This is a genomic window from Alteromonas lipotrueiana (genome assembly GCF_019249245.1).
Lineage (GTDB): Bacteria > Pseudomonadota > Gammaproteobacteria > Enterobacterales > Alteromonadaceae > Alteromonas > Alteromonas lipotrueiana.
This window is the reverse complement of sequence record NZ_JAESDK010000025.1, coordinates 1-13,428: the sequence shown is the minus strand read 5'-3', so window position 1 is coordinate 13,428 and position 13,428 is coordinate 1. Positions and strand designations below refer to the sequence as shown.

Sequence of the window (13,428 nt, the reverse complement as noted above, 5' to 3'; positions counted from 1 at the left end):
GACTTTGTGTGGTGGCGGTTTGCCCGATCAACAGCCGGTACGCCGCCTGCCCGCTTGTTATAACATTTCAGGCACTACCTGCCGCTCAAAAAAAGCCGCTAAGTGCTACTTTCAGTTAGCCTACGGGTGCCTTTTCGTGAGTTTTCGTGATGGTTAGCGCAGCCTGTTCAGATGCTATGCAGATTTGGCACAATATTGAGACTGGCAAGGATACAATCTCTTGGTGGTCTGCCCTCGAGGTTTGCGGGCCTGGATAACCCTGTCACTAGCAATATTACTTACCTTCCCACTGACTCAGTAGTTTTATCAGATAGGACACAGCGTCAGCAAAATCATTTTTGTCGTACATACAAAACCTGAATATGTCCACAATGTTGACGTACTACTTTGCAAGGCAAACGGGGCTATAAAGTCAGGCTGTTATAGCGAAAAAAAGCCCAACCTTTTCTATCCTTTTGTTTTTGTTTACTAAAAATGCATAACCCGGTTATAAAAGCTATGATGAAATATGCGCAGGATCAGTGTGAGAGACGCATTCGGGCAAAGACTTGTTATATTATCACAGGCTGGGTTATGGGTTGGTATACTGCCTTTTTGTTGTTTCAAAATATTAAAAGCATACCCTGAATCTCACTATAAAGATGAGGTTCTGATTATGATGTTTGGAAAATCCCTGCTTGCCCTGGCAATTGCCACCACGTTGACTGCCTGTGGTGGTAGCGACTCACAGCCCGAAGTGGCGAACAGTGATACTCCGGCACCACCCGCGGAACAATCCCCGTCAAACTCCATCGCTGTAGAAGGCGTTGTTACCGGATTTGGTAGTGTATACGTTAATGGTAAGCGGTATGTTTCAAACAGCGCAGCATTTACCATCGCCGGAAAAAGCGGCGCGCAGGAGTCCGGGCTGAAGATGGGGATGGTAGTCAGAGTATTGGCCACCCAGCCTGAAAATGGCGGTGACCCACAAGCCACTCAAATCGTTTACGAAGAAACCTTACAAGGCACCGTCAGCGCCATTGATAACGCTAATGCACGGTTCACTGTTCTGGGACAGGATATTTACTTTGATGATTTGACCGAGTTTGAAGATACCGATGCGCAGCAGCTGGCTATTGGTAACCTGGTTGAAGTGAGCGGATATATTACCGAAGATGGCTTTTACGCTTCATTTGTAGAACTTGAGACTGAGGATACTGATGTCAAGCTGTCTGGCGAAATTAGTAGCCTTAATACTGACCAGAAAACATTTTTAATTAACCAGCAACTCGTAGACTACAGCCAGGCTGTTTTTGAAGATACTACGGCTGAAGACTTATCTAACGAAATGCGGGTAAAAATTGAAGGAAGCCTGGCTGAGGGTTTATCAGGTACGCTGATCGCCAGTGAAATTGAAAATAAATCGGATCAGGAAGCGCAGGTTCCGGAAGACATCGATGAGGTCGATATTGCCGGGGTTGTTACTAGCTATGATGATTCAACAGGCACCTTTAAGGTTAACCGCTATGACTTCGTGTTAAGTGAAGAAACCGTCTTTGAAGATGGTGAGCGCGAAGATTTTACCGGTAATATATGGGTTAATGTAGAAGGCAGCCGACTTGATGATGTCTGGGTTGCAGAAGAAGTAGAATTTAAAAAGAGAGAGAGCAACACCAAAACTGAAGGTACCGTGAAGCGTGTTGACGTAGATACACAATCGTTTGTAGTAAACGATATAACCTTTGTTACTAACGATGATACTCAATATGACGATGAGTCTGATCTGGAAGAGCGTCGTTTTACCTTTGACGATATATTGGTGAATGATTTATTAAAAATTGCCTCTCGCGAGACTGAAGATGGCACTGTAGTCGCTTTAAAGGTAAAGCGTATCGATGAAGAAGATCGCGAAGGCGAGATTAAAGGCGCAGTAAGCCAGGCAACAGCGGCAGGAATGACCGTCGCCGGTGTATCGGTAACGTTTACATCAAATACCGAGTTTGAAGGCAAAGACGATATGACCTTGGATACCTTTTTAGCCTATGTCGAGCAAAGCCCTTCTGTAAGAGTAAAAGTTGAGGGTGAGTACAGTGACATCAGTCTGGTGGCTGAGGAAATAGAAGTTTTATCGGTTAAGGGTAAAAATGGCAACGACGCCGACGATAGTGATGATGACAGTGATGAAACTGCGTCCACTAAAATTTCTATGGAAGGTCTGGTAGAGGCAATTACCGAACAGACTGTCATTGTGAATGGCTTCGAGTTGCGCTTTTCAGAAAACAGCGAGCTGGAAGCCAATGATGAAACGGTTAGTGCACAGGTATTTGTAGCCGCTCTGGAAGTCGGTACGGTGGTTGAGTTTGAGGGTACACTTGTTGAAGAAGGTGTTGTGCTGGTAGATGAGGCCGAGACACAGACCGAAGAAAATGACGAAGACTCAGAAGAAGGCTAAACCGTTTTAGCGTTAACCACGCCTGAAACTTTGACCTGAAATGATATGTAGTGGTGTGATTACCAAGAGATACTAAACGGTATACTTACCAAGTGGCTTTGACGTAATCACACTATCAATGTTGTCTTACCCTATTTTCGTAGACATTGGCTGGCAACTTTGTGACGGTCTGCTTCGAACAAACAGCAAACATTCGCAACTATTGAGTTTTATTCTAGTCATTCACTAAAACCAAACGTTCGACCAATCGCTTGGCTCCCTGCCCACTCCAAAATATGGTTATGATGTGTCTGGTGAACTAGTAGCGGTTCAGAACAAGGAAATAAACCAGCAGCGCTGCCTACCCTTACAGGGCGCAGCATAGAACAAAGGGGTCAGAGTTAATTTCACTAAAAAGCACTCTGACCCCACTTACTCTAGAAAGAGTAATTAAGGTTGAGTAAATACGTTGGGCCAAACTGGCGGCGTGAAGAAACAACGCCGGTGGCATCATCGGTGGTTTCTTCGTCTTCGTCCGCAAGGTTGGTGCCCGACAGAGAAACCCTTAAACCTTCAAGGTACTCCACTTCAGAATCAGCAAAGTCGTAGCTAATTTGCGCATCAACCAATGTAACCTCGCTGCGCGTTGCTTCTTCTATTTTGTTCGAGCCACCTCGCTGATAGGTCAGGAAGTCTGTGCGATGGGTTGTCGCTACTCGAACTTCAAAGCCCTCATACTGATAATACACGGTCAGCGAGTATGATTTATCAGACTGACCAGGAATACGGGAGCCATCTTCAAGTTCAGCATCAACATAGGTAAATGACGCTGCTGTACCAAACCCATCCAATACCGTACTAAATGTATTAAAAGGTACGTTTGCGGTTAACTCTATACCTTCAACTTTTCCTTCTAACCCATCTTCAAAGAAAGAATAAGTGCCTAAGTCAGGCGGCGTTGCTATATCACCGGCCTCGTAATAGACATTCGCTGGCCCGTAGATACCGTCTGTTTCAATAACACGGTCATGGAATCCGGGAACGAAGTAATTTGCTCCGCCATTTGTTTCATCATTAGTAAAATCAATTAACTGATTCCCATCCCGGGTCCAGTTCACTAGGTCTTTATAAAAATAGGCCAGCGCAAAGTACCCTTCGTCACTAAAGTAATTTTCATATGACAGGTCGATATTATTCGATTCAAGCGGGCGTAACAGCGGATTACCGGTAAATTTAGACCAGGGTGAGCCATAGTTTTCCACAGCGTCTTGTGAATTTGGGATAGAAATCTGATCGATATTCTGCGTGAATTTAACGAAGCCCGACGCCTTCATTTGGTCGATACGTGCGCGGCTAATTGTCTTATTTGCAGCAAATTTGAGAAATTGTCCCTCTGCAAACTCTAGACTTAAATTCAAACTAGGTAATATATGGCTATAACTATCGCCCATACTCACTAAGCATGACTCGTCGACCACATTATCGTCATTATCATCGCACACTTTAAAGTTACTGCCGATAACCGCAATAGTGCCGACGGATGACTGATCGGTATCAACATATTGAACACCTAGATTCCCGGTCAAGAACATGTCATTGAAAGCATATTCAAAGTCAGCTTTAGCATACAAGGTTAACACTTCTTCTTCGACCTCGTACGTATCTCCTAGTCTATCGGGCTCTAAGAAACCCGCGTCGTTTTGCGTATAAGTGCCATCTTCGTAGGGACGAAAACCGTCATAGGCTACCACTTCACCTAAGCCCATCCAAGTTAGATCCGCGGTACCATACACATACTCGCTAGGGATAGATTCGCTGTACGGGTATGATTCTGCCGTGGCGAAAAAACCTTTGTTTATTTTATCTTTATAGCGGTCTGAGTAATTAACCCCAGTAGTAATTTTAGTGAAAATTTCGCCGTCCAGAAGGCCCGACAGTTCCAATTTAACAGTGGTTAGCTCTTCATTAAAATCGGCAAAGTTTAAAAAGCCATCTTGTCCATTGAGGTAGGAAAACGGGTTGCCGTTCGCTTGTAGAACGTCAGTTTCAAATTGCTCAGCTAAACTGGCCATGCCCCCACCCCAGCTTTGTGGGCCAGCTAACTGCAATAATGCTGGGTCTGAAAAGCTATCGAGTCCTGTGGAGTCGGTAAACTCTATGCCATCTGGCGACATAATGAACTCACGGCTTCCGTATTCAGAGGGATCTAAAGCGCCAGAGCGCGCAAGACCTGCATAAGACTCACCGCGTAGGTCACGTTTTTCTGATTCACTGTTTGCCGCGTCTAGTTCGATGGACCAGTTGTCGTTAAGGAAGTAAGTCGCATTGATACCAAAGGTACTTAATTCACCGTCTTTTTGTCGAGGGTCAGTTCTAAGTACCGAATTCGCATTTACTTGGGTACCTGTAGAATTAGCGCCGCTACCCGTAACGTTTATGGCAGTAAAGGGGTCGATGATACCCCGTCTTATGCCTGAATCTGAATAGTCGATGGATAGCACATCCAGCACTATGTCTAGGTTGTCTGAAGGACGATATTGCAGCACTCCAGATATGGTATCCCTTTCTAACTCAGTACTTATTACGTGGCTGCTAATGCCGGTGGGGAGTATTTGTCCTTCTTCATTAGTGCCATATCCCCATACGCCGTAGTTTCTTTGATTGTTTGGTGAGGTTGTTGTCGCTAATGCAAGTGCGAAGCCCACTGTATCATCGGCAAATTTTTTATTTATGGAAACGGCTAGACGGTGTCCCTCATTACCAAACTCGGGGTTATCTGAATCACGTTCCCCTACTTCATAGCTGGTATTAATGGTATAGGACTCTTCTGCCTGCAGTGGACGCACAGTTTGTAAATCCACTGTTCCACCAATACCTTGAACCATTAAATCGGCCTGGGTGGTTTTGTAAATGGTTGCGCCTGTCATAATTTCAGAAGGATAGAGGTCGTATTCTACGCCTCGGTTGTCACCAATCCCTATCAGCTCTCTACCATTTAACGAGGTACCTGTGAAGTCTTCTTTAAAGCCACGGATGGAAATACCTGATGTGCGACCGCCACTTCGTTCACCGGCAAGGCCAGGCAAGCGCGCCAACGACTCGGCAATAGATGAGTCGGGTAATTTACCGATATCTTCAGCAGAGATAGACTCAATGATCGATGCCGCATCCATTTTTTCAGCTTGTGAACGCGCTAACGCGCCACGGATCCCTGAAACCGAAATCACTTCCATTTCTTGCAATTTAGCTTCATCGCTTTGCTGCGCCATAGCACCATGTGCAGCGAATACGGATGACACTGATATTGCGACCATACTCGCTTTAAACATCTTTAAATTCATACAAGTCTCCTAAACGTGTAGTGTGTTTTGTAGTGCACTGTGTAAAACGTTACTTCGCGCTTACCTGTTGCTTTCCAAGCAGTCGGTAAAATGCGAGGTCAACGCCATTGGTCCAACCAAATCCATCTTGAGTAGGGTATTCTCCGCCACCGGCCTTTAAGGTGGTGTCTACCACATTGTATTTTTCCATCATCTTGCCTTCGGCTTTGTAAACTTTCTCGTTAAGCGCAAGCCATCTGCTCATTGCTTCATGAGCAACGTCGTTTTGTTGATAGTTAAGCAAGCCTTTTACTCCGATGTATTGCAGCGGCGCCCAACCATTCGGGTAGTCCCACTGCTCACCCGTTTCGACCAAGGTTGATACAAATCCCCCTGGCATAAGAAAATGTTGTGCGAGGTAGTCTGAAACACGTTTAGCGGCGGTGTCGGTTGCTGCGCCTACGTAGAGGGGGTAGGCCATTGCCATGGACAGGCGTCCCGTATGTTGTTTCAGCTTAAAATCATAGTCTTGGTAGGTGCCTGTTTTTTTATCAAAATGATATTTGTGAAGTAGTGATTTACGGCGCTCTGCTACGGCGAAATAGTGTTTGCTCTTTTCAGTGTTCCCTACATGTTCGAACAGTAACCCTAACGTATGCTCTAGTTGAAAAAGCAAACTGGTTAAATCAACAGGAATAATGTCCATAGCATGAGTCGTCGACTTATTAACCCCATCCTTGAACCAGCGACTGCTAAAATCCCAACCTGATTCGCACACGGCTCTAAGATGTCGGTGATAGTCGCCTCGTTGCGCTTCAGGCAGCGCAGAAGCCCAGCGTAATTCTTTTCCGTATGCTTCGGCACGAGGCACTTCTTTTGCTCCTGCATAGCGATTTAGATAATCACCGTTTTCCAAGACGATAAGGTGCCGGCCATGTGTCGCCTTATTTGGAATTTCATCATTTCCATCCATCCAATAACCATATTCAGCTTCCAACTGCGGCAGGTAAGAAACGACAGAATCCATGCCATGCTTGTCGGCATAAGCAAGTAAACTGGCAGCGAATAAAGGAGGTTGTGAGCGACTTAGAAAATAGCTGCGATTGCCGTTTGGTACGAAACCAAACTCATCAATCATGTAGGCAAAATTATCAATCATTCCGCGGGCAAGCGCATCTTCATCCGATTCTAAAAGCCCAACAATAGTAAAGTAGCTATCCCAATAGAACATTTCTCTGAAACGCCCGCCTGGAACAACATACGGATGAGGTAAAGCAACCAGCGATGAATAATTAGATTTTTTTTGAGGGTCGCGAACCAGATTTCCCCAATGGTTATCTAGATGAGTTTTTAGCTCCGATTCATGGGACACTGCTGCCGCCTGGACTTTCTCTGGCAATGTGAAATTAGCAAGTACAAACTGATTCAGGTCAAAATCTGCTGTGTCTTTTTGTTGGTTGTACTTTTGAAGGATCGCTTCTGGAGAAGAATTAGGGATCGCATCGACAAAGGTTTTATAGTCTCCTAATATCTTAGTAGTTTGTACCTGAATAAATAACTCACCCAGTTCAGCGTCAGGGTGGTATTGCTCCGCGTGACCAGAAGATTCACCACTTGCGTGCCCTGCTACACCAGCTATCAAAATTAAAGCCGTCCATTTTCTCGCAGTGGCTTTCTTACAACGTTCACGCCAATAATTCTTTATCACAAAAACCTCCAAAATTTACGACCAGATAGGAAACCGGTTTCCATAGTATTTAAAAAAATAGGGTATGTCTGAATAAGATCAGACGAATAACCCTAGGATTAGCACAAGTGTGATGCCGATAAATCCGATGAGCGTGGCCATACACGTCCATGAAATAAAGGTGTCTTTAACAGAGATATTGAAGTACCTATTGATGATCCAAAACCCTGTATCGTTGACATGAGACATAGCGGTTGCTCCTGCCGCAATGGCTATGGTCATTAACGCTAAAATAGCAGGCGAGAACGTTAACTCTTGGACCACTGGGCCCATCAACCCTGCTGCCGTTAACATGGCTACTGTTGCTGAGCCTTGAATTATTCGTACAGAAATAGCAATTAAAAACCCAGCGGCTAAGGGTGGTAACGGAGACAGTGCCACAACATCTGCGAATGCTTGACCTGCCCCAGAGTCTATAAGTACCTGCTTAAACATGCCCCCTGCCCCGGTAACCAAGATCACCAGTGCAACCGGCTCTAATCCGCGTGAGGCGATATTTCTAATTTGATCATTCGATAAACCCTGGTTTTTACCTAACACTTTAAAACATGCAATTGTAGCCAAGGTAAGGGCGATAAATGGATGACCAATAAACATGACTATTTGTTTAAAATAGCTATCCGGTAGTGCGAACTTAGCAAGCGTACCAATTAAAATTGCAAGTAATGGAAATAACAGCAAGCTCGCCACGGTCATAAAACTAGGCATGTTTTCCATGCGGTTTGTGGAAGCGGAAGCCTCAAGGGCATGGGATGGCACAGGCACATGTAAGCGTTTCGCAAGAAACGTGGCGTAAATTGGCCCGGCAATGCACGCACAAGGAATACCCACAACAAAGCCAAACAAAATAACAAGGCCGATGTCAGCGCCCAATATCGACGCAACGGCCACGGGGCCTGGGGTTGGCGGTATAAAAGCATGGGTAACAGCTAACCCCGCGGTTAGCGGAATACCATAATAAATAAGCGACTTGCCGGTCTTTTTCGCCATCGAATATATAAGCGGCATGAGTATAATCAGACCCACTTCGAAAAACACAGGTATTGCCACTAAGAAACCGGTTAACACCACGGCCCATTGACTATTTTTCTCGCCAAAGCGCTTATTAATAGTTTGTGCTAAGCGGTCTATGCCCCCAGACTCTTCCAGGAACTGGCCGAACATTGCACCAAGACCGACGATGGTGGCCACAAAGCCCAACGTATTCCCCATACCCGACTGCATAGAAGCCAAAACGTCAGAGGCCTGCATACCCGTTCCAAGCCCAACGAAAGCGGCTGCTACTAAAATGGCCACAAAAGCATGCACTTTTCTTACCACCACCAAATAAGTAAGAAGTACGATGCTACATATGGCGACAAAAAGTAATGAAAAGGTATCTGTCATAGTTTCTCTCTAGATAAAATCGACTGAGATGTGCATAAAAAGCGCTGTGATTTTAAGCTTGCTGGCTACTCCCGTGCACACGCCACACAACTCAATATTAACAACTTATTAATTACACTAACTTTTGGTAACAATATTATAATCACCTCTTGAACGCAACCGGTTTCCAAACTATTATTTGCTGGTAGTTAACATGAACCACACGTCGGCAAGCATCAAACCCTGACCCTTAAAGTGAGAAGTGATTTTATGACCCAACGCAATGTATTTTTTGTTTCAGGAGTGTCTGGCACAGGAAAATCGACCTTAAGCCGGTATCTTGCTGATACATTTTCGTTGTCTTTTGAGGAGGGTGACAGCTATCACAGCCCGAGTAATATCGAAAAAATGTCCGCTGGTATTCCATTGCAAGATGCGGATAGATGGGAATGGTTAAAAACCTTGAATAAGGTTGCCAAACAACATTTGAATGCCCAGCAAGATGTCATTATCAGTTGTTCAGCGTTACGCGCTGCGTATCGGGATGTACTTACAAAAGGCATCAGCTCACGTTGTCACTTTATTTATTTGCACGCGTCTCAGCGGGTGTTAAGTGAGCGGTTAAAACAACGAGAGCATTTTTTCAACGGTGATGCTATGCTCGATAGTCAATTTTCAGCGTTAGAACTCCCCTCAAAAGAGAACGCATTTATCATCGATGTAGCGCAGAGCTTCGACGAAGTTGCCAAACAGGCCGAAAGTTATATACGTTCAGTAATAACGCAGAACAAATAATAGGTGAGTGCTTCCGCGCAACATTTCGATAAAATTGAAACGAGATTGTAAGAACAAAAAATGACCATGGCTAAAAAACCCCGTACTAAAATTTCTGATGTTGCCGATTATTTAGGTGTTCATAAAACAACCGTTTCTCGAGCACTGAATAACTCCAGTGGCATATCGAAATCGTTAGCGCAAAAAATCAAACAGGCTGCGCGAGAGCTAAACTATATCCCCAATCGCGCTGCCCAATCTCTTTCTGCAGATAGCAATCGTACAATTGCACTATTGCTCCCCTCTTTTGGCAACAATGTATTTAACGACGTAATGCTAGGCGTGAAAGCGGTTGCTGATAAAATGAATTATTCTTTGATGATTGGCGATTCAACTTATACTGAACTCGGTGAAGAACGCATTGTTGAATCTTATATTCAGCAGGCTGTCAGCGGGTTTATTCTTACCTCAACCCGCCATACCCAAGAAACCCGAAAAATGCTTTTGGCCACGGGGACGCCTGTGGCTGAAATAATGGATATTTCAAGCGAGCCGTTTGATATTAACTACGGGGTTAACAATGAGCTTGCCGCGAAAGAGATGACACAGTATTTAATTGATAAAGGGCGTCGTAACATTGCTTTTTGTTCTTTATTTCTAGATTGGCGGGCGCTACTTAGAAAACAAGGTTGGTCTAGCGCGCTCTATGAAGCAGGCTTATCTTCTGAACGGTGTGTAGCTTCAAGAGCGGAACCCTCTTTTCAGGCAGGAGCTGAGCTTCTTTCTGAAGCCTTGCATAAATGGCCAGATTTAGACGCACTATTTTTTGTCAGTGACGAACTCGCGGCAGGCGCTGTGATGGAGTGTAATAGACAAGGCATTAAACCCGGTAGAGATATTGATATTTGTGGGTTTAACGATTTGAGTTTCGCCCGCTCAATATACCCCTCGTTAACTACCGTGTCAGTGCCTCGTAGGAAAATGGCTGAAATGGCTACCGCCTCTCTAATCGCTCTTATTGAAGGTGAAGAGGTAGAAAAGACCAAAACCATTTTACCTTTTGAACTTAAAATTAGAGAAACTGCGTAGCATACGCGCTATTTTTAATCTTCTGGTATGTCACCTATGTATTCAAAACGGGCCAGCGTTTGCCCGTCTTTTTCTACCGCTTCGAAAAACATTTCTAGCGGGCGCACCCACAGCGCTTTTTCGCCGTAGCAAGGACGATATACCACAAGCTTACTTTCATCTTCTGAATGCGTAGCCACTTCATAGACGTCATACAAGTTACCTTTATAGTGTTGGTAACGCCCCAGGGTTTTTACCTTATTTTTGTTCACTACTGCTCTTCAAATGGTAACGGTATTTGTTGCGATTCAGGGAGACGGACACAAAGAGCCCGATAAACAGGTGATTTTTACACTCTCAATTTCCGCTTTTAAATAAGTGAATACAATTTTTAGAGTATTGGCAGCCATACTGCCTGAGCGCTGTTGCCCGCTTATCGTCACCGATGCGGGCTATCGCAACACCTGGTTCCGGGAAGTAGAAAAGCTTGATTGGTTCTGGCTTGGACGTGTCCGTGGTGAAGTCAGCTTTCGTGAACAGGGTCAGTCCAAATGGCGCAGCAACAAGTCCTTTTACCCCTCAGTCAACACCAGAGCGCGTTGCCTGGGAACCGGTGAATTAGGTCGAAAAAGCCCCATTAATGCCTGTTTGCATCTGTTTAAAGCTAAATCCAAAGGACGTAAAGACCAGCGCTCCTCCAAAGCCGGGCGTCATCACAATGCACAGCAAAATTATCGTGATAGCAGTAAAGAGCCCTGGCTACTCGCAACGAATATCCCCGCGGAATCATTGTCCTCAAAGAAACTCGTCAACCTCTATGCCAGGCGAATGCAAATAGAAGAAAGTTTCCGCGATATTAAAAGCCCTCAGTACGGGCTGGGACTGCGTCACAGCAGAACACGTTGCCCTAAGCGATTCGATATGCTGTTGCTCATTGCAATGCTTGCCGAATGGCTACTAGTGTTAAAGCATTTATTATACGCGATTTGCCACAATTGTAGCGCATTGCTACAATGTTCTAATGAACTATTAGGAGACATATTATGGCAACCGCGAGCGTAAGACTAGACCAAGATCTAGTTGAGAAAGCTACCATTATGGGCAAAGCACTAAACCGAACTATGCCAAAACAGATTGAGCATTGGGCAAAAATAGGTGAAATGATGGAAGATAATCCTGATTTGCCATACGAATTCGTGAAACAGGCGATTATTTCCAAGGCGGAAAAAGAGGCAGGGAAATTGGAGCCTTACGATTTTGGCTAAGATTACGAGTGTTTTACAGACAGCTAATTTTAAGAGAGCAGTAAAGAAGTTACATAAGAACCAGAAAAAAGACTTGGATAAAGCTGTAAAGGAACTGATGGACGACCCTCTTCTAGGAGAACAGAATAAAGGCGACCTAGCTTTTCTTCGCGTGTACAAGTTCAAGATGGTTAAGCAGTTAACCTTACTAGGTTACAGCTACGATGATGGCACTGTAGTACTTGAGTTGATAGCTCTTGGTTCTCATGAAAACTTTTACCGCGACGTTAAAAAGTTATTCTGACCAATTGTGTATAACTTTAAGCTTTGGGACGCTAACACGTGGGCTATAGAGTCAGCCCACGTGTTAGCGTCCCAGCGACCGGAGGGAGTGGCAACAGCGTTTTGTTAGCTGCTCAGCTGCGTAATATGCAACAGTTCACCCACTGGCCCCCATAAATAAAATACTTTTCCCCAAGCTTCTTCTTGGACTGGGGTAATCTTCGTTTTGTGTTCGGATTTAGAGCATAACTCATGTGCTTCGTAAATGTCTGCAACGCAGATTTGCAACATGAAATTTTTAGCCAAATCTTCATTGTAAAAACGCTGCAAAAAGAAAAGGCAATCACCGTTTTCAAAAAGTGTGAGTTCGTCGGTTACGTATTCAGACTTGAATCCAATTTCCGAGTAGAAAGACTTTGATGTTTCGAAATCCTTACTTGGGATAAATGTTTTTATATCTATTACATCCATGACTTTTTCCAGAGGCAGCTAACGCTAAGCTAACGGGCAGTGACGTAGCAGCATAGTAACGCAGCGCCGCTGCGTTACTATGCCAGTGAACGAAGTGAACGTGTTTAGCGCTTTGTTAGCTGCCTGTGCGTTCTAACGACTGCGATTGCTCCAGTCTCTCAGCCAACCAAACCTTAATTATAGATTGGCGAGTAACACCAACCCGACCGGCTTCTCTATCCAAGGAATCGATCATCCATTCCGGAATGTCTACGTTAATCCTTTTTTGTTTTTGCATTGGGCGTTTTGCTTTGGATAAATCTAAGTGCTGAAGAATTTCATCTCCACTCTCAAATTTTTCCTCGAAATTTTTAGCTTTCATATATTGCCACCTCTGACTTTCTGGCGCGTCGTACAGAAATAATTCGAATGTTTTTATTCCTATAAGTAATCACTGCTGTCCAGTGTTTGCCACCTATAAGACCAATAATGATATATCTAGGTTCATCCTCTGTTTTTGCTGGGATCTCCAAAAGCATTGGGTCATTCCAAAGCTTTTGGGCTTCAACAAAGTCGATTCCATGTTTGGTTAAATTAGAATCACTTTTAGTCTGGTCAAATTCGAAATTCTGCATGAGTAAAAATTATACCTTTTTAACTCATTCTGCAAGGGGTGAAATTGAGGGGCAGCTAGACACAATGACTCCCTGAGAAATGCTAGCCTCCGCATTTTCGTGGGTTAGCTAACAGCAAAACTGCTCACCAGAG

The 13,428-nt window shown here is 44.5% G+C and carries 12 protein-coding genes and 1 pseudogene; 6 read left to right on the top strand and 7 right to left on the bottom strand.

Going from position 1 to position 13,428, the window contains the following annotated elements:
• Positions 1-655 precede the first annotated feature (655 nt).
• The gene (locus tag JK130_RS14855; protein WP_218355116.1) at positions 656-2,431 is read left to right on the top strand and encodes a DUF5666 domain-containing protein; all 1,776 of its coding nucleotides are present in this window, start codon (positions 656-658) and stop codon (positions 2,429-2,431) included.
• A 416-nt stretch (positions 2,432-2,847) separates the two neighbouring features.
• Here the strand turns inward: JK130_RS14855 and JK130_RS14850 are convergent, their stop codons facing one another.
• The 3 genes from JK130_RS14850 to JK130_RS14840 all read right to left on the bottom strand — a co-directional run bounded on the left by JK130_RS14850 (position 2,848) and on the right by JK130_RS14840 (position 8,863).
• Complete coding sequence (locus tag JK130_RS14850) at positions 2,848-5,751, bottom strand: TonB-dependent receptor (protein WP_218355115.1); 2,904 nt, start codon at positions 5,749-5,751, stop codon at positions 2,848-2,850.
• Positions 5,752-5,800: 49 nt separating this feature from the next.
• Positions 5,801-7,438, bottom strand: a complete 1,638-nt coding sequence (locus JK130_RS14845) for a trehalase family glycosidase (protein WP_343211008.1) — start codon at positions 7,436-7,438, stop codon at positions 5,801-5,803.
• A 78-nt stretch (positions 7,439-7,516) separates the two neighbouring features.
• Positions 7,517-8,863, bottom strand: coding sequence for a GntP family permease (locus JK130_RS14840; RefSeq protein WP_218355114.1), 1,347 nt, complete (start codon positions 8,861-8,863; stop codon positions 7,517-7,519).
• Between the two features lie 249 nt (positions 8,864-9,112).
• Between JK130_RS14840 and JK130_RS14835 the strand changes: the two genes are divergently transcribed.
• Together JK130_RS14835 and JK130_RS14830 are read left to right on the top strand one after the other, a co-directional pair.
• On the top strand, positions 9,113-9,637 hold the full coding sequence (locus JK130_RS14835) for a gluconokinase (protein WP_218355113.1): 525 nt from the start codon (positions 9,113-9,115) through the stop codon (positions 9,635-9,637).
• A 66-nt stretch (positions 9,638-9,703) separates the two neighbouring features.
• The gene (locus JK130_RS14830) at positions 9,704-10,705 is read left to right on the top strand and encodes a LacI family DNA-binding transcriptional regulator (RefSeq protein ID WP_246587825.1); all 1,002 of its coding nucleotides are present in this window, start codon (positions 9,704-9,706) and stop codon (positions 10,703-10,705) included.
• 14 nt (positions 10,706-10,719) lie between these two features.
• On the opposite strand, the gene JK130_RS14825 is transcribed toward JK130_RS14830, so the two are convergent.
• Positions 10,720-10,956, bottom strand: a complete 237-nt coding sequence (locus JK130_RS14825; protein WP_218355111.1) for a DUF1653 domain-containing protein — start codon at positions 10,954-10,956, stop codon at positions 10,720-10,722.
• Between the two features lie 109 nt (positions 10,957-11,065).
• Between JK130_RS14825 and JK130_RS14820 the strand changes: the two are divergent.
• The 3 genes and pseudogenes from JK130_RS14820 to JK130_RS14810 all read left to right on the top strand — a co-directional run.
• Positions 11,066-11,644, top strand: a pseudogene (locus tag JK130_RS14820) (IS4 family transposase); the annotation flags it as partial.
• A gap of 83 nt (positions 11,645-11,727) precedes the next feature.
• Positions 11,728-11,949: a TA system antitoxin ParD family protein gene (locus JK130_RS14815; protein ID WP_012518669.1), complete on the top strand. Its 222-nt coding sequence runs from the start codon at positions 11,728-11,730 to the stop codon at positions 11,947-11,949.
• On the top strand, positions 11,942-12,232 hold the full coding sequence (locus JK130_RS14810; protein ID WP_218355110.1) for a type II toxin-antitoxin system RelE/ParE family toxin: 291 nt from the start codon (positions 11,942-11,944) through the stop codon (positions 12,230-12,232). The genes JK130_RS14815 and JK130_RS14810 overlap by 8 nt, the downstream gene beginning before the upstream one ends.
• Before the next feature lie 104 nt (positions 12,233-12,336).
• Here JK130_RS14810 and JK130_RS14805 read toward each other — a convergent pair whose 3' ends face one another.
• The 3 genes from JK130_RS14805 to JK130_RS14795 form a co-directional block, all read right to left on the bottom strand.
• The gene (locus JK130_RS14805; RefSeq protein ID WP_218355109.1) at positions 12,337-12,681 is read right to left on the bottom strand and encodes a VOC family protein; all 345 of its coding nucleotides are present in this window, start codon (positions 12,679-12,681) and stop codon (positions 12,337-12,339) included.
• Between the two features lie 115 nt (positions 12,682-12,796).
• Complete coding sequence (gene brnA / locus JK130_RS14800; RefSeq protein ID WP_218355108.1) at positions 12,797-13,042, bottom strand: type II toxin-antitoxin system BrnA family antitoxin; 246 nt, start codon at positions 13,040-13,042, stop codon at positions 12,797-12,799.
• Entirely contained in the window at positions 13,032-13,295 is a 264-nt protein-coding gene (locus JK130_RS14795) for a BrnT family toxin (protein ID WP_218355107.1), read from the bottom strand. The genes brnA and JK130_RS14795 overlap by 11 nt, the downstream gene beginning before the upstream one ends.
• Positions 13,296-13,428: the final 133 nt, after the last annotated feature.